Annotated in this window: 13 protein-coding genes and 1 pseudogene; 13 read left to right on the forward strand and 1 reads right to left on the reverse strand. The window is 64.7% G+C overall.

Annotation, left to right across the window (positions count from 1 at the left end; genetic code table 11):
- The 7 genes and pseudogenes from V6584_RS00640 to V6584_RS00670 form a co-directional block, all read left to right on the forward strand.
- A pseudogene (locus V6584_RS00640) lies at positions 1-1,005 on the forward strand (glycoside hydrolase family 2 protein); the annotation flags it as partial.
- A gap of 276 nt (positions 1,006-1,281) precedes the next feature.
- A complete protein-coding gene (locus V6584_RS00645; protein WP_340468533.1) occupies positions 1,282-2,703 on the forward strand; it encodes an alpha-L-fucosidase in 1,422 nt (473 codons plus the stop codon).
- Between the two features lie 299 nt (positions 2,704-3,002).
- On the forward strand, positions 3,003-3,545 hold the full coding sequence (locus V6584_RS00650; RefSeq protein ID WP_340468534.1) for a GNAT family N-acetyltransferase: 543 nt from the start codon (positions 3,003-3,005) through the stop codon (positions 3,543-3,545).
- Positions 3,546-3,715: 170 nt separating this feature from the next.
- The gene (locus tag V6584_RS00655; RefSeq protein ID WP_340468535.1) at positions 3,716-4,432 is read left to right on the forward strand and encodes a hypothetical protein; all 717 of its coding nucleotides are present in this window, start codon (positions 3,716-3,718) and stop codon (positions 4,430-4,432) included.
- An 83-nt stretch (positions 4,433-4,515) separates the two neighbouring features.
- Positions 4,516-5,754, forward strand: coding sequence for a signal recognition particle-docking protein FtsY (gene ftsY / locus V6584_RS00660; protein ID WP_340468536.1), 1,239 nt, complete (start codon positions 4,516-4,518; stop codon positions 5,752-5,754).
- A 96-nt stretch (positions 5,755-5,850) separates the two neighbouring features.
- Positions 5,851-7,146, forward strand: a complete 1,296-nt coding sequence (locus V6584_RS00665) for an ammonium transporter (RefSeq protein ID WP_340468537.1) — start codon at positions 5,851-5,853, stop codon at positions 7,144-7,146.
- A 2-nt stretch (positions 7,147-7,148) separates the two neighbouring features.
- Positions 7,149-7,487, forward strand: coding sequence for a P-II family nitrogen regulator (locus V6584_RS00670; protein ID WP_340468538.1), 339 nt, complete (start codon positions 7,149-7,151; stop codon positions 7,485-7,487).
- 125 nt (positions 7,488-7,612) lie between these two features.
- On the opposite strand, the gene V6584_RS00675 is transcribed toward V6584_RS00670, so the two are convergent.
- Complete coding sequence (locus V6584_RS00675) at positions 7,613-9,019, reverse strand: MATE family efflux transporter (RefSeq protein WP_340486100.1); 1,407 nt, start codon at positions 9,017-9,019, stop codon at positions 7,613-7,615.
- A gap of 463 nt (positions 9,020-9,482) precedes the next feature.
- On the opposite strand from V6584_RS00675, the gene dnaB reads away from it, so the two are divergent.
- The 6 genes from dnaB (at position 9,483) to V6584_RS00705 (ending at position 16,827) form a co-directional block, all read left to right on the forward strand.
- Positions 9,483-10,898, forward strand: coding sequence for a replicative DNA helicase (gene dnaB, locus V6584_RS00680; protein ID WP_340468540.1), 1,416 nt, complete (start codon positions 9,483-9,485; stop codon positions 10,896-10,898).
- A 1-nt stretch (position 10,899) separates the two neighbouring features.
- Entirely contained in the window at positions 10,900-12,393 is a 1,494-nt protein-coding gene (locus tag V6584_RS00685; protein ID WP_340468541.1) for a MurT ligase domain-containing protein, read from the forward strand.
- Positions 12,394-12,555: 162 nt separating this feature from the next.
- The gene (locus tag V6584_RS00690) at positions 12,556-13,299 is read left to right on the forward strand and encodes a type 1 glutamine amidotransferase (RefSeq protein WP_340469678.1); all 744 of its coding nucleotides are present in this window, start codon (positions 12,556-12,558) and stop codon (positions 13,297-13,299) included.
- A gap of 237 nt (positions 13,300-13,536) precedes the next feature.
- Entirely contained in the window at positions 13,537-14,925 is a 1,389-nt protein-coding gene (locus V6584_RS00695; RefSeq protein WP_340468542.1) for an extracellular solute-binding protein, read from the forward strand.
- Positions 14,926-15,056: 131 nt separating this feature from the next.
- Positions 15,057-15,932 (forward strand): carbohydrate ABC transporter permease, encoded by an 876-nt coding sequence (locus tag V6584_RS00700; protein ID WP_340468543.1) that lies wholly within the window; start codon positions 15,057-15,059, stop codon positions 15,930-15,932.
- On the forward strand, positions 15,925-16,827 hold the full coding sequence (locus tag V6584_RS00705) for a carbohydrate ABC transporter permease (RefSeq protein ID WP_340468544.1): 903 nt from the start codon (positions 15,925-15,927) through the stop codon (positions 16,825-16,827). The genes V6584_RS00700 and V6584_RS00705 overlap by 8 nt, the downstream gene beginning before the upstream one ends.
- Positions 16,828-17,006 lie beyond the last annotated feature (179 nt).

Genomic DNA, 17,006 nt, shown 5'->3' on the forward strand with positions numbered 1-17,006 from the left:
CTGGACCCCTTCGGCCCCCAGATGCTGGTCCACCAGAAGGCTCTGGACGGCAATGTCAAGCTGGCCCGTGGCATGCGTTCCCACCTGACCCCGGGCGACTTCTACGACATCAGCTACGGGGGTGTGGTCAACGGCAGCCGTTCGGACGGGGAGCACTCCTGGCTGATTCCCAGTGACCGTTGGGAGGACATCGAGGACTGGCATTGGGCCTGTCAGCTGCAGCAGGCGCAGGCCATCCGGTTCGGGGTGGAGTACATGCGCTCGCTGGAGCCGGTAAATGCCGGTACTCTGGTCTGGCAGCTCAACGACGACTGGCCGGTGATTTCATGGGCGGCAGTGGATTATGACGGACATCGCAAGCCCCTGTGGTTCGCTTCGCGTGACTTCTTCGCCCCCTGCCTGGCCAGCATCCAGCCCAAGGTCTCCGAAACCTACCGTGCGGAACACAGCTGGGCCGGCATGCCTGTGCCCCCGGACCAGCTTGCGCTGATCATGGTCAACGACACACGCCGGGCATGGGAGGGCCAGTGGCGGGTGGAACGCCGCCGGTTGGACGGGACCGTACTGGCCGATCAGACCGTCCCCGTCTCCATTGCGGCCGGCGGACAGGCTGATGTGGTTCTGGATCCTGCTGTGGCCTCCTTTGACGACCCCACCAAGGAGATTCTGGTGGCCCTGCCCAGCCAGCCGGGCTTCGCCAGGGTCATCTACAACCCGGCCGAGGTGGTGGCTCAGACCCTCGATCCAGACCCCCTTGAGGCATCCGTCCAGACCGTGGAGGGTGGCTACCAACTGTCCATCACAGCCCGGTCCTACGCCCGAGATGTCTTCTGCCTGGTCGACAAGGTCAATCCAGCTGCTTCCATCGACGGCGGGATGGTCACCCTCCTGCCCGGTGAATCAGTCACCTGGCACATCACCTCGGCACCCGTGGGAAACCCGGCGGCCTTCGCCACCTCCCGGGTCCTGCGCACAGCAAACGATCTGCACCGCCAGGCGCGGTGAGCCCCGGCTCGACTGGGTCGCAGGAGACCGCCCCCCGGTTGACGTTCCTCGCCTCAGTCCGGGGCCCTTTGCCTTTACATTCCTCCAGCTCCGCATAGCAGGGCGAGACACGTGCATGTCGGTTTCCTTCGTAGCCATGGTCGGGTAAGTTAGTCAATTGGGTCCCGGCTGCCCGCTGGGGAATGAGCAGACAACGGACAATGGAGTGCAGGAGCCGCTAGGAGGCCGTAGACCCAGGCAACCCACCGACAAGACGAATTCCAAGGAAGGATTCCGATGAATCTGGATTATCTCGCCAATATCAAGCCGTCCCGACGTCAGCTCGATTGGCAGCGCATGGAGATGTATGCCTTCATGCACTTTGGCATGAACACGATGACCGACCGCGAATGGGGCCTGGGCCACGAGGACCCCGCCCTCTTCAACCCTGAGAGCCTGGATTGCGACCAGTGGATGGAGACCTTCAAGGCCGCCGGCATGACCGGGGTGATTCTCACCTGCAAGCACCACGATGGTTTCTGCCTGTGGCCCAGTGCCTACACTGAGCACAGTGTGGCCAATTCCCCCTGGAAGGGCGGCAAGGGCGACGTGGTCCGCGAGGTCTCCCAGGCGGCCCGCCGCCACGGTCTCAAGTTCGGCGTCTACCTGTCCCCTTGGGACAGGACCGAGGCGGCATACGGACAGGGCAAGGCCTATGACGACTATTACGTCAACCAGCTGATCGAGCTCCTGACCCACTATGGGCCCATCTTCAGCGTCTGGATGGACGGGGCCAATGGCGAGGGCCCCAATGGCAAGACCCAGGCCTACGACTGGCGGCGTTACTTCGACGTGATAAGGGCACTCCAGCCCGAGGCGGTCATCAGCATCTGCGGGCCCGATGTCCGCTGGTGCGGCAACGAGGCCGGCAAGGCCCGCGAGAACGAGTGGAGCGTGGTCCCGGCCTCCCTGCGCCAGGCGGAGTGGAAGATGGGCAAGGAGGAGCAGACCGGGCGCGCGAACCCTGATTGGCGCATGCGCTCGGAAGACGAGGATCTGGGCAGCCGCAGCGTCCTTGAGCAGTATGGTGGCCCCCTGGTCTGGTACCCGGCCGAGGTCGACACCTCCATCCGTCCCGGCTGGTTCCATCACGTCACCGAGGATGACAAGGTCCGCACGGCGGACGAGCTCTTCGACATCTGGTCCACCACCGTGGGAGGGAACGCCAACCTCCTGCTCAATGTGCCGCCCAACGCCCAGGGACGGATCAGCCAGCCCGATGTGGACTCCCTGACAGGCCTGGGCAGGAAGATCCAGGAGTTTTGGGAGGACACCGTCACCGCAGGTGCCAGGGTGACCGTCTCTTCCAACGCAGGCGGTGACGACCCCCAGGCCCTCCTGTCTGCCGATGAGGGCTCGGGCCGGTGGCAGGCCGGGGAGGATGACGAGGCCCCGACCGTCACCATCGACTTCGACCGTCCCCGCCGGATCGACGGACTGGTCCTGCGCGAGTACATCGAGGCCGGCCAGCGGATTGAGCAGATCGGCGTCAGCGCGGATGTGGACGGGAACATCCGTCAGGTGGCCGAGGTGGGCGCCGTTGGTTATCAGCACTTCGCCCACTTCGATCCCATAGCCACAAATCACATGGAGGTCCGTGTGACTCGTTCCCGTGGCCCGGTGGCCCTGTCCACCTGCCTGGCCTGTGAATGCGAGTGAGATAGGGGAACCGATAGCCGGGGCCGCGATGGTCCCTGCGTACGTGCTGTGACCGGTGTCGGGGAGGGCAGGCCTCGAATGTGATACGGCGGCCTGCCTTCCCCTGTATCCGGAACCTTGCACAGGGGGCCACCGCATCATGTGCCTTGCTGCCATCCGTCTGCTAGGCTTGGCGGCAATCACAACCCGTACGGGGGTTGCGTGGGCCCTCTGCGGTTCCGAACGCCACGCTTGGCCCGGCCCGGGGCCCCTCGGGCGTTGTGTCTGGGCCCCCGTCCGGGGTGCCGAAAGGGGCGCCGATGAGCATTCGTCTGGAAGAGGTCACAGAGGCCTCCCGTTCCTATCTGCCTGCCGCCTGGTACTTCATCCAAGCCTGTCGCAGCCGGCCAGGGGATGAACTGGCGGGCGTGGGCAAACTGGGGGACTATGCATCCCAGATCCAGGCGGAACGGGATTGGGTCACGGATTGCACCGCGGAGGCCTCCGGAAGGAACCTGCCTGAAGGGCGGGTGCCGGCCCTGCAGTTCTATGCTTTGGACCGGGACGACGATCTGGTGGGAATGATCCAACTCCGCCTGGGGCTAAACGATTACCTCCTCCGGAACGGGGGGAACATCGGTTACTCGGTACGTCCCGACCGGCGCAGGCGGGGTTATGCCAGCCAGATGCTGGCCGACTGTCTGGTCCAGGCCCGTCGCAACGGGTTGGACCGCGTCTTGATCACATGTTCCCCCGCCAATGAGGGCAGCCGCCGGACCATAATGGCCGCCGGGGGAGTCCTGGAGGATGTCCGGGAGAACGACGAGGGCCGGCCGACCGAGCGTTACTGGATCGATTTGTGAACGGAGGCCCGCTCGTCCCGGTGGGCATCGGTCTTCCTGTCGCTTGGCTGATTTCTGCCGTGTTCGGTTCGTCTCCGCCTGCGCCCGACGAACCGGGCCATGTGTGAAGCAGGTTGGTTTGTTTGTGCGATGTAGCGCGTCTGCCGGTGGTTTCTGAGACAATGAAAACCATGGTGTGGATTATCGTCGGTGTCTGGGTGCTCGTAGTGGTGGCATTCGTGGTCATGGTGCTCCGGCTCGCCCAGGGCGAGTCTCTCGACCGTGCCTTCTCCCAGGCACTCGACAAACGCATCCACAGGGCCGCGATGCGCGACCGTGAGGCTTTGGACCGCCTGCCTCGGATGGCCGGTGGAAGGCTCTCCTTCCCTCCCCGCATGAAGGACCAGGATGATGAACCCGGTGCGGATGGGATCATCTCCCTGGCCTGTCCCGTCTACGTCAACTCGTCCTCCGTGGTCGAGATGAGGGCCCTTCTGACCTCAGCCACCACAGGCGAGATACATGTGCACCTGCCTTTGGGCCGTCAGATTCCTGCTCCCTGGGGTGGGCCGGGTGCGAGGACCGCAGAGTTCGAGTCCCCTGCCGAGGTGGTTCCGACGGCAGGGGGGCAGGGTCATGTGACCGCTGCCGGCGAAGGGGACGACATCCACAAGAAGGGGGAGGCCCTCCAGGATGCCCCCGCCCCTGGAGGACGGCCCCCTCTCGCGGCCGACCCTGGCCACGGGCCCTCCCTCAAGGAGGACCAGGTTGATCGAGCAGGTATTGAAGATCCCAAGGATGGGCGGGAACCGTCAGAGCAGGCGGAGCCCCTGGCCGTGACATCCGAGGTCCTGCCGGCCGTGGCCCAGGCCAAGGGACCGTCCGCAAGCGCGCCGGCCCATAAGTGACCGACCCCCGGGAGGCCTGATCGGCAGGTGGGCGGCCTGACCAGTCTTCGGCCGTGTCCTTTCGCGACTTTAGGCTTACCTGTATGGATACCAAGAGCATCATCGCCGTCGTAGCTGTCGTCGTCCTGATCCTGGTCGTGGCCGGCATCTGGTTCTTCCTGTCACGTCGCAGGGAGAGCGGCCTCCAGCGGACGCAGGAGGCCGAAGACCAGGAGGGGTCCTCCTCGCGGGAGGGCAGGGGGCAAGGGCCTTCGGGCAGAGAACCCCTGCAGGGCCAGACTGAGGGAGGGGCGGGCGCCCAGGGGCCGTCCGCCCGTTCCGGCAGTGCCGGCGAGGGGGCGGCTCAACCGGCCCGGCCCCCCCAGTCCGCTTCTGCCGTGGTGACCCCGGCTACCCCGGCCTCCCGACTTACCAGGCTCAGGGCGCGGCTGGCCAAGAGCCCCAATCCCTTCGGCAAGGCGCTGTTCTCCATTCTCACCAAGGACCACCTGGACGAGTCCGACTGGGAGGATGTGGAAGACACCCTCCTCATGGCTGATGTGGGGGCCGAGGCCAGCGGCCAGCTGGTCGATGACCTCCGCTCGGATGCCAGGGTCACGGGGGAGAAGGACCCGGCGGCCGTCAAGGCCATGCTTCGTGAAAAGCTGATCGCCCTGGTCGACCCGTCCATGGACCGTTCCCTGGCGGCGGACAGGCAAGGAGCCGCCAAGCCGTCGGTCATCATCATGGTCGGGGTCAACGGGACGGGGAAGACCACCACGGCCGGGAAGTTGGCCCGCCTCTTCGTGGGGGCCGGCAAGTCGGTGATCATGGCGGCCGCGGACACCTTCCGTGCCGCGGCGGCGGACCAGCTGGAGACCTGGGGGAGCAAGGTGGGGGTCCCGGTGGTCCGCAGCGACAGGGAGGGCGCCGACCCTGCCTCCGTGGCCTTTGAGGCCTCCCGAAAGGCGCAGGAGTGCGGTGCCGACATCCTCATCGTCGACACGGCCGGCCGTCTGCAGAACAAGGCCAACCTCATGGACCAGCTGGGCAAGATCCGCCGCGTGGTCGAAAAGAACCTGCCTGTGGATGAGGTCCTCCTGGTCCTGGACGCGACCACCGGCCAGAACGGGATGACGCAGGCCCGGGTCTTTGCGGAGGCCATCGGGATCACGGGCATCGTCCTGACCAAGCTGGATGGGTCCGCCAAGGGAGGAATCGTCATCTCGGTCCAGCGGGAGCTCGGCGTCCCTGTGAAACTGGTGGGTGTGGGCGAGGGGCCTGACGATCTCTCCCCGTTCAACCCGGAATCCTTCGTCGACGGCATTCTGGGCGAAGGGTGAAACGGCAGCCCCCCATCCGATGGTTAGAATCGAACCGGTCGCCTGCCTGAGTGACGGCAGGTGCTGAAACTGCACGAGGGTCGAAAGAGGTTGAGCATGGATTCTGGCAATGCCGCATGGATGCTGATGGCAGCGGGGATGGTCTTCCTCATGACCCCTGCGCTGGCCTTCTTCTACGGGGGCATGGTCAGGGCCAAGGCCGTGCTCAACATGATGATGATGTCGACCGTGGCCATCGTGGTCACCGGTCTGGTATGGACCCTCTGGGGTTGGTCGATCGCCTATGCGGGCAAGGACCTGGGCGGGATTTTCGGTGACCCGGTGACCGGCTTCCTCCTGCGTGACTCGGTGACGGCCAAGGACGGGGTCTTCACGGCCATCAACCCGCGCGGGGCCGCATACCCCCACACCATTGACATCGCCTTCCAACTGGCCTTCGCCATGATTGCGGTGGCCCTCATATCCGGCGCCCTGGCCGAGCGGGTCAAGATCAGCACCTGGATGGTCTTCGTGGCTCTTTGGGTCTCTCTGGATTACTCACCGCTGGCCCACATGGTCTGGAACCATGGACTTCTCTCGGCCGACGGTGCCGTCTCCAACGCCATAGGAGCCGCCTTCCATGACTTCGCCGGCGGTACGGTCATCCATGTCAACGCCGCCGTGGCGGCCTTGGTCATCGTCCTCATCATCGGCAGGCGGTCCGGTTTCCGGGAGAAAGCCATGCGCCCCCACAACGTGCCGATGGTCATGCTGGGGGCCTTCCTCCTTTGGTTCGGCTGGTTCGGTTTCAATGCCGGCTCGGCCTTCGCCGCTGACGGGACCGCCGGCTACGCCTGGCTGTCGACCGCGATAGCGGCAAGCGCGGCCACCCTGGGTTGGCTTTTCACCGAGAAGATCCGCTCCGGACATTACACGGCGGTGGGAGCCGCCTCCGGCATGGTCTCCGGTCTCGTGGCCATCACCCCCTGCGCGGATGCGGTCTCCCCCCTTTGGGCCATCGTGACTGGACTCCTGGCTGGCATCGCCTGTTGCCTCGCCTGCGGGTTGAAGTTCCGCTTCGGCTATGACGACTCCCTGGACGTGGTGGGAATCCATGGGGTGGCCGGTCTCCTTGGCACCCTCCTGGTGGGGGTCTTCGCCGCGGATACAGGCCTCTTCGCAGGTGGGGGCTTCCGCCAGCTCCTGGTACAGCTGGTTGTGGTCCTGATGGTGGTCATCTTCTCGGCCGTGATGACCGCCGTCATCGCCTTCCCCCTCGAAAAGACCATGGGCTGGAGGGTCAGCGACCAGGAGGAGGCCATCGGCGTGGATCGTGCGGACCAGGGCGAGACGGCCTACGGTCTTTCGGATGCGGCCGATGCCGCGTTCTCGATGTTGCAAGGAGGCAGGTGACGATGAAGCTCATCACGGCCATCATCCAGCCGCAGAAGCTGGGCGAGGTGAAGAAGGGACTGTCCGAGGCAGGGGTCGCCGGCATGACGGTTTCGTCGGTGAACGGGTTCGGCCATCAGGCAGGGCACGAGGAGGTCTACCGGGGGGTGCGGTACCAGGCCGACCTCGTTTCCAAGATGAAAGTGGAGGTGGTCGTCGACGATGACGATGCCCAGGGCCTGGTGGACCTGATCGTCCGAACGGCCGCCACTGGCACCATAGGTGACGGGAAGGTATGGGTGACCCCTGTGGATTCCGTCACCCGCGTGCGTACGGGGGAGACCGGTTCCCAGGCCCTGTGAGCAGGCAGTGACCCGGCTGCGGACGCGGCTGGAGCCGACTGTGCCCATCCGGGTGCCCACCGGCGGTGGTCCGTCGGCTCCGGCAGGCCCCGGTGCATGTGTCATGCGCCCGGGCGGCCCTGCAATCAGACCGTGGCCATGGCGCGATTCATCCATGTGTCCGTCCGCACGCGCAGGCCGTTGCTGATTGCCCTGATGCCTATGTAGAGGACGTTGATGGCCCCCCAGAGCATGACGATCCGCCAGACGGGAGCCCAATCCCGGGCAAGGAGGGTCAAGCCGGACAGGCAGGCCACATAGATGACAGCCGTCAGCGAGCAGGTGGCGGCCAGGTAGCGGTAGTCGGCGGCACCGATGAGGATGCCGTCCAGGGCCCACATCCAGCCGGCTATGGGCATGAAGACCCCCTGTACGATCATCCCCACGGTGATCAGGCTTCTTATGGCCGGGGTCGGGCTGAAGAGTGGGGCTGCGAAGAGGCCCAGGCAGACCATGATCAGGCCGACGCCCACCCCCATGATCATCCCCGCCCTTGCCGAGATGTCGGTCATGGTCCGGGCCTGGCCCCTCCTGCGTGCACCCAGTTCGGTGGCCACCAGGGACTGGCCGGCTATGCCGACGGCATCCAGCATGTTCAGCCCGAAGTTCCAGGCCGAGTTGACTCCCTGGTAGGCGGCCAGGACCTGGTCGCCCAGGTGGGCGGCGGCCACCACGGTGGAGAACAGGCAGACGCGCAGGGCCAGGGTCCTCAAGAAGAGGGGGACGCCCTCTCCCATGCTCCCGACGATTCCCCGCATCCGGGGCCTCCAGCTGGCTCCCTCCCTCCTGGCCCAGACCAGGGCGGGGACGGTCAGGAAGACCCCCATATACCACTCGGCGATCAGGGTTGCGGTGCCCGAACCGAGAATTCCCCAATGGAAGCCGAAGACGAAGATGACTTCCAGGACCGTATTGAGGATGGCCCCGGACACGGCTGCCACCAGGGTCACATTCACCTTCTGCAACCCCCTGAAGATCCCGTTGGCCGCATAGACCAGGAGCATGGCGGGCAGGCCAGGCAGGAGGGCCCGGAGGTAGGTCCTGGCGTCGACGAGTACCCGGCCCCTGGCGCCCATCATCCTGCAAAGGGGGGTGCTGAAGGCGAAAAGGAGGGCGCAGACCACAAGGCCGATGAAGAGGGCAAGCCACATCCCGTCGATCCCCGTCTCCATGCCCTCCCGGCGGCGGCCGGCCCCGATCAGGCGGGCCACCTGGGAGGTCGTCCCGTAAGCCAGGAAGACACAGAGCCCCACCGTGGTCAGCACCACGGTCGAACCGATCGACAGGCCGGCCAAGGCTGTGTCGCTGACATGCCCGACGATGGCCGTGTCGATCATGACGAAGAGGGGGGCTGCAATCAGCTGGCCGAAGGTCGGTATGGCCAGGGTCACAATGGATCGGTAGGCGGCTGATCTGCCCGCCCCCTTTCCTGCATTTTCCGGTTCGCTGACCTGTTGGGCGCCCCCGTGGTCCCTGCCGTCATTCATGCGCATGAGCGTCATGTTACCGCCCGGGGAGCATCCGTTCTGCGGACCGTCTGTGGTCGTATGGTGAACGAACCCTCTTCCGGTCATCTGGGCGGCTGGCGGCTATCACTTTTAAGGTCCTTATGCAAGTGGGTCCATCTTGAATCTGGCCTGTCCCCACGTTTTACACAGAGTTATACCCATCAGGTGGATAACTTTGTGGAATGTCCTCTGTGACACGCCTAGATTGTGGATAACTTTTCTTTCTGTCCACATTATGCCGGATCATTAGTGACTACTACGGGAACTCACGACGACACGCATGGAGATGTGTAGGAATCATGTACGTGCGGCTGGACCACCTGTATGATTCCGTCCCGGCATCTGCTTTTCGCCCGCCCAAACCCCGCCGTCGCGGACCTGTAAACGCCTTGGGCGGAAACTTCCCCTGTGGGTCGAACCAGGAGGGCCAGACCGTAGAATCGGGCATATGGCAACCGACGAATACAGCGACTTCTCCAATCACGGACAGGGCCCGGACACCGGACACGGCGGGGGGCGCGACGCCCTCTTCGACAGGATCCCCCCGCATGATGACGATGCGGAGATGGCAGTCCTGGGCGGGATGCTGATGAGCAAGGACGCCATCGGTGAGGTCAGTCAGATGATTGACATCTCCGACTTCTACCAGCCCAAGCACCAGACCATCTACGAGGCCATCATCACGTTGTTCTCGGCCTCCCAGCCGGTGGATGCCGTCCTGGTCGCCAACGAGCTGCTCAAATCCGGAGACCTGGAGAAGGTGGGGGGCACCGACTACCTCCACTCCCTGGTCGCCTCCGTCCCCACGGCCGCCAACGCCACCTATTACGCGGAAATCGTCCATCAGAGGGCCATCCTGCGCAACGTGATCGCCGCAGGGACCAAGATAGCCCAGCTGGGATATTCCGCCGAGGGGTCCCAGGCCGAAGACATCGTCAACCTGGCGCAGGCCGAGGTCTACGAGATGAGTGTGGGCAAGGTCCGTCAGGATTACGAAGCCATCGGCCCTGTGGTCCACGACACCCTGGAGCAGTTGGACAAACTGCAGAACGGGGAGATGGAGAAGGGCGTACCCACGGGCTTCAAGAGCATAGACGACGTGACCCAGGGTCTGCAGCCCGGCCAGATGATCGTCGTTGCGGGTCGTCCGGCCATGGGCAAGTCCACCCTGGGCATCGACTTCGCGCGTTCGGCCGCCCTCCACCACAACATGACCACCATCGTCTTCTCCCTGGAGATGAGCAAGACCGAGTTGGCCCAGCGCATCATCTCGGCGGAGACGGACATCCCCCTGGTGGCCCTGAGGAGGGCAGACGACGTGACGCCCGAGCGTTGGAACGTCCTCAACAACTTCTGGAGCAAACTGCAAAACGCCCCCCTCTTCATCGATGACTCCCCCAACATGAGCCTGATGGAGATCAGGGCGAAATGCCGTCGGCTCAAGCAGACCAACGACCTCAAGCTGGTGGTCATCGACTACCTCCAGCTGATGACCTCGGGCAAGCGAGTCGAGTCCCGCCAACAGGAGGTTTCGGACTTTTCGCGCGCCCTGAAGCTGCTGGCCAAGGAGCTGGAGGTCCCCGTGGTGGCCCTCAGCCAGCTCAACCGTGGTCCCGAAATGCGCAACGACAAGAAGCCCATGCTCTCCGACCTGCGTGAGTCCGGTTCGATCGAACAGGATGCCGACGTGGTCTTCCTGGTGCACCGGCCCGATTTCTACGACAAGGAGGACCGGCCGGGCGAGGCCGACATCATCATGGCCAAGCACCGCAACGGGCCCACCGACACCTTCCAACTGGCCTTCCTGGGTGAGAAGTCCAAGTTCAAGGACATGCCCCAGGACTACCAGCAAGGAGGGGTGTGACATGACGCCCGTAAGGGACGGTGACGGGAGGGGACTGCGGCAGGACCGGCCGGGGGCTGAGTCCGGGGCCGACCCGGAGGCGGCCGCCCCCAGGCGCCACTGGTACTCCTTTGCCGCCCTCCCCGCGGGGAGGGCGGTCAGGGCCCTGTCACGACTGACCCATCATGGCGGTTCCGCCCTCCCGGGCAAGGTGGTGGAGCGGCTGGATCCCACCTTCCTGGCCCGGACCCTGGCCCGCCTGCCCAGGGGGGTGGTCCTGGTCTCCGGCACCAACGGGAAGACCACCACGACCAGGATGATCGCCTCCATCCTGGAGGCGCTGGGGCTCAAGGTCTTCACCAACCCGACCGGATCCAACTTCACGCGGGGGGTGGTTTCCGCCCTCGTTTCCGCCCTGGGGCCCGGCGGGCGGTTGGATGCCGACGTCGCCGTGCTGGAACTGGACGAGGCCTACGCCGTCCACTTCGTCGAGCAGGTCAGGCCCCGCTACGCCCTCCTTCTCAACGTCATGAGGGACCAGCTGGACCGGTTCGGGGAGATCGACAACACGGCCCGCCTCCTGGCGCATGTGGCCCGGGCGACCACGGGTACCCTGGTGCTCAACCGGGAGGACCCCCGTATCAGGGCCCTGGCCGGACAGGCCCCCGCAGGGACCAAGGTGGCCTATTTCGGCCTGGCGGATGACCTGCTCACCTCCTTCCCGACGGATGACGACATGGGGGTCCCGGCCGAAGGAGGGGCAGGGGATCAGCGTGCGGCGGATTCCCGTGGGTCCGATACGGGCCCGCTGGTGGGCGGCCCCGGGGCGGCCCCCGCCCATGAGGAAGGGTCCGGTCCCTCCCCCGGGCACGCGCTGCCGGCCGATGTGGTTCTGGAATCGGTGGGTGACCATGCCGCCACCTTCCTGGTCGAAGGCAGGACCGTCCGGACCCGGGTCAGGTTGGAGGGGGTGTACAACCTCTTCAACGCGGCGGCCGCCCTGGCGACGGTCAGGGCCGTCATGGAGGGGACGGAGCCGGACGACGGCAGGCTGATGCAGGCCCTGAGCCAGGTGACCCCGGCCTTCGGAAGGGGTGAGATCATCGACTACCGGGGCCAGCCCGTCGAGCTGGTCCTGGTGAAGAACCCGATGGGGTTCAGGCTGGCCCTGGCCTCCTTCGACCCGGAGGGGCAGGACACGATGATCGCCATCCGTGATGAATACGCCGACGGGAGGGACATGAGCTGGCTCTGGGATGTGGACTTCACCTCCCTGCGGGATTCCGGGGTGGAGGTCGTCTCCGGCACCCGTGCCTACGACATGGCCCTGCGTCTGAGCTACGACCAGGTTCCGGTCCGGTCCGTCCTGCCCGACCTGGACCAGGCCCTGACCACCTTCCTCCAGGCGCATCCCGACAGACCCAAGCGCATATACTGCACGTACACCTCCATGCTCCGCCTGAGGGCGGCCCTGGGGAGGCTGACCTCCGTGCCGGATGCCGGTGTGGGGGTCTGAGACCGTCACGGCCAGGCGGGCGGACGCACAAGCCGGGAGGGCGAACTTCATGACGGGCGGTGCCGGAGCATCGATTCAAGGGGTGAGAACATGAGCGAGAAGACCAAGGTGCCGGCGGAGGCGGCGGGGGAAGCCACGCAGGACCGTCCCCCGATCGACATCATGTCCCTGTACCACCGGGACATGAACATCTACGGGGATTCGGGCAACATCCTGACCGTGGCTCGGCGGGCCGGGCTCTACGGCTTCGCCCCCTCCGTCCACTATTACGACCCCGGCGGGGTCTGGCCCGACCGGGTCGACCTGGTACTGGGCGGTGGCGGTCAGGATCAGGGGCAGGGACGGATCATGGAGGACCTGGCGGCCAGGGGTCCGGTCCTGCATGCCCTGGCCGATGACGGAACCCCCATGCTGATGATCTGCGGCCTCTACCAACTCTTCGGCGACTATTTCCAGACCTCGGCAGGTGACCGTCTGGAGGGCATCGGAATAATCGGGGCCCACACGGTGGGGCGGGACCGCCGCATGATCGGCAACCTGGTCGACCACACGGACGGCTTCGGTGATGTGATCGGCTACGAGAACCATTCCGGGCAGACCTACCTGGATGACGGTGTCCGGCCCCTTGGGACGGTGGACGCCCAGGGCTGCGGCAACAACGGTGAGGACCGGACCGAGGGGGCCCGTGTCGGCAACGTGATAGGAACCTACATGCACGGTTCCCTTCTGCCCAAGAACCCTGCGGTGGCCGACTTCCTCATCCGAGCGGCGGTGGACCGCCGATACGGCAGGGGGGCCTTTGCCCAACAGGCGGCCTCCCTGCCAGAGGAGAACAGGCGGGAAATCGCCGATCTGGACGACCTGGCCTCCCGGGCCGGCCGTGTGGCCGCCTCCCGCCCCCGCTGACCTTGTGCGCCCAGGCACAGGGCCGTGAATGACATTGCAGGTGGGGCCGGGTGGGGGTGCGATCGGTGATTCCGGCCTCCCTGGCCCCGGGCCGTCTGAATCGGGGTTATCGGGAGACGAATCAGGGCCGGCGGGGTGGACTTGCAATCCCTTAATAAATCATTTAGATTTATTAAATCGGACCGGTCGGAAACTCAAGAAGTCCAAGATGCTGTGGTGCATGGCCGGACCGCATAAGTGCAAAGGAGCAGATATGAACACGAGAAAAAGGAAGCTGTCGGTTATGACCGCCCTGGCTGTGTCGACGGTGCTCTGCCTGTCGGCCTGCGGGGGGACATCCTCTTCCGCGGGGGGGGGGATTCGATAAAGGTCATCTATCAGAAGACGGATCAGTTCTCCCAGTTTGACTCTCAGGTCAAAAAAGCAAAAAAGATATTCGAAGACCAACATCCGGGCAAGAAGATCGAACTTCAGCCGATTTCGGCCCAGGAATCCGACTATAAGACCAAACTCTCCCTGGCCCAGCGTTCACCGGAGACCGCGCCCGATGTCATTTCACAGGATTCCGACAGCCTCCAGGCCGACGCGGACGCCGGTTACCTATACAACATCAAGCCTTTCGTCGACAAGTGGGATGACTGGAACACACAGTACATAGACACCGCCAAGAAGATAGGAACCGGCAAGGACGGTGTCTATGGGGTCCCCGTCGACACCGACACCCGCATCATCTGGTACAACAAGCATGTCTTCCAAAAGGCCGGGATACCCATGCCCTGGCAGCCCCACAACTGGCAGGACCTCTTGGATGCCGCAGCCACAATAAAGGCGAAGGTGCCGGGTGTAGTCCCCATGAACATGTTCGCCGGAACATCCGTGGGGGAGGGGACCTCCATGCAGAGCTTCTACCAGCTGCTTTACGGGACCAAGCTGGGGGACAAGGCCCTGAGGGATGCCGATTCCGGGAAATGGACGATCGGCTCCCAGGGTTTCAAGGACTCCCTGAACTTCCTCAAGACCATATATGACAAGGGCTATGCCCCCACCCCCTCCCAGGCCCAGGACGCCAACATCGGCGGCATAATCAGCATGGAATGGCTGCCTGCCGATAAGATCGGCTTCGCCCTGGACGGCAGTTGGCTCCCCTCGACCTGGATCAAGGGCGGCCCCAAGGAGTGGCCCGACTATGAGAAGACCCTGGGTGCCGCCCTCTTCCCCAGCCAGGACGGCGGGAAACCGGAGTACGTGACTTCTTCCGGCGGTTGGACCCTTGCCGTGGGTGGCAAATCCAAGGACCCCAAGCTGGCCTTCGAATTCATCAAGATCCTGTGCAGCAGGGAGTTCTCCCTCGAGAAGGACATCACGGAGGCCAAGATAGCCGTGCGCTCCGATGTGGCCAAGGACCCGAAGTACCTGGCCACCAACGCCTTCACCGAAATCACCACCAAGGCCCTTGCCTACACCCATGTCCGTCCCAGCGTGACCGAGTACCCCAAGGTCTCTGCGGAGATCCAGAAGGCCACGGAGCAGGTGGTCACCGGGGGCATGTCGGTCGATGAGGCGGCAAAGGCTTACGACCAGGCGGTGACCGGAATCGTCGGCCAGGACAAGGTCGCCGTCAGGTAATAGGAGCCTGGTGGTCCGGGTGCGGCCGGCCCCCGCGCCGGCCCAAGGCGCCGGGGGGGCCCCCCCCGGCCCCCTCCAACGCCCGCGGGGGCCCCGCCCCGCCCTCCCGTCCTGGAAAGGAAATGCCCATAATGCGTACTGCCAAACGGTACTGGACGGTCCTGCCCGCCCTGGTCCTCATGGCCGTCTTCATGCTCGGCCCCATTCTCTGGGCCTTTTACGGGTCCCTGACCAACGTCTCCCTGAGCGGCCCCACGGCCACCCAGCCCGCTTTCGTCGGCATGAAGAACTATTCACACCTGCTCACCGACCCCAGTTTCCCCAGGTCCGTGTGGCTGACGGTGATCTTCGTCGTGGTCAGCGCCATCATCGCCCAGAACCTCCTGGGACTGGCCCTGGCCATCCTCCTCCAGAGGGCCAACAAAACCGCCGGCAAGCTGGTCTCCACGGCCGTCGTTGCCGCCTGGGTCATGCCCGAGATGGTGGCCGGTTTCGCCTGCTACGCCTTCTTCTCCAAGGAGGGCACGCTCAATCAGATCCTGGCCGCCTTCGGCGTGCACGGGTCGGAGTGGCTCTACCTCTTCCCCATGTTCTCGGTCATACTGGCCAACATCTGGAGGGGGACGGCCTTCTCCATGATGAACTACCAGGCCGCGATCGGCGAGGTGGACCGGTCCCTGACGGAGGCCGCAGTCGTCGACGGGGCCAACGCCTGGCAGGTCTTCATCCACGTCACCGTCCCCGTCATCAAGCAGACCATAGTCACCAACCTCATGCTGATCACCCTGCAGACCATGTCGGCCTTCACCCTGATCTTCGTCATGACCTCAGGCGGGCCCGGGGACAAGAGCACCACCCTGCCCGTCTTCGCATACAAGGTGGCCTTCAAGTTCGGCGACATCGGCTATGGATGCGCCATCGCCGTGGTCATGCTCTTCATCGGGGCCATCTTCGGAATCGTCTACGTCCACGCCCTCAGGGACGGGAAAGGGGTAACCAATGAGTGAAGCAATCACGCGGCCCGGGGCACCAGATCGGCCGGTGACCCGCAGGCGGGGGAAGCTGACCACGCCCACCTCGCCCACCCGGCACGGCATGGCGGCCTTCCTGTCATACCTGGCCATGGCGGTGGTCTTCGTGGCCTTCGTCCTCCCCCTCCTCTGGCTCTTCTTTGCAGCCTTCGACGGGGAGGCCACCTTCCAGACCAGGATTCCCAAGCACTGGACTTTGAAGAACTTCGCCGCCATCATGACCAGGGACCAGACCTTCCTGCCCCTGTGGAACAGTTTTATGATCTCGGCTGTGGTGACGCTGATCGTCCTGGTCTGCGCCGTGCTGTGCGCCTACCCCCTGTCGCGCTACAGGTCAAGGTTCAACAAGCCCTTCCTTTACACCATCCTATTCGGCACCTGCCTGCCCATCACCTGTCTCATGGTGCCGGTCTACTCCCTCTTCGTCATGCTCCACCTCCTGGATTCCATGGCGGGGACCATCCTCTTCCTGGCCGCCTCCTCCCTCCCCATGGCCATCTGGATGACCAAGAATTTCATGGATTCGGTGCCGGTCGAGCTGGAGGAGGCCGCCTGGGTGGACGGTGCCAGCATGCTCAAATCCCTGAGACTGGTCGTGGTCCCCCTGATGAAGCCGGGGTTGGCGGCCGTCAGCATCTTCATCCTGATGGGTACCTGGGGGAACTTCTTCGTCCCCTACATGCTCCTCCTCTCGCCAAGCAAGCAGCCTGCCTCGGTGACCATCTACTCCTTCTTCGGCCAGCACGGGATGATCATCTACGGCCAACTGGCCGCCTTCTCCCTGATCTACACCCTTCCGGTGGTGGTCATGTACGTCATCGCCAACCGTTTTCTGGGCACTTACTCCCTGGCCGGGGGGATGAAGGGTTGATATCAGGCCGGATCCCTGTCCTCCTGGCGGCGATGGGCGATGGCGGGGTAACCTCGTATGCGGGTCCCGTGGAGTCCGCCGCCTCCTGCGGAGCCCTGCCGCCTCCAACGGAGGCCCGCCGTCTCCAACGGAAAGGGAATGGACAAATTCACGGCCATAAGAGGGAAGGCCGTGTAGGT

The sequence above is a fragment of the Bifidobacterium favimelis genome, assembly GCF_037963085.1.
Lineage (GTDB): Bacteria > Actinomycetota > Actinomycetes > Actinomycetales > Bifidobacteriaceae > Bombiscardovia > Bombiscardovia favimelis.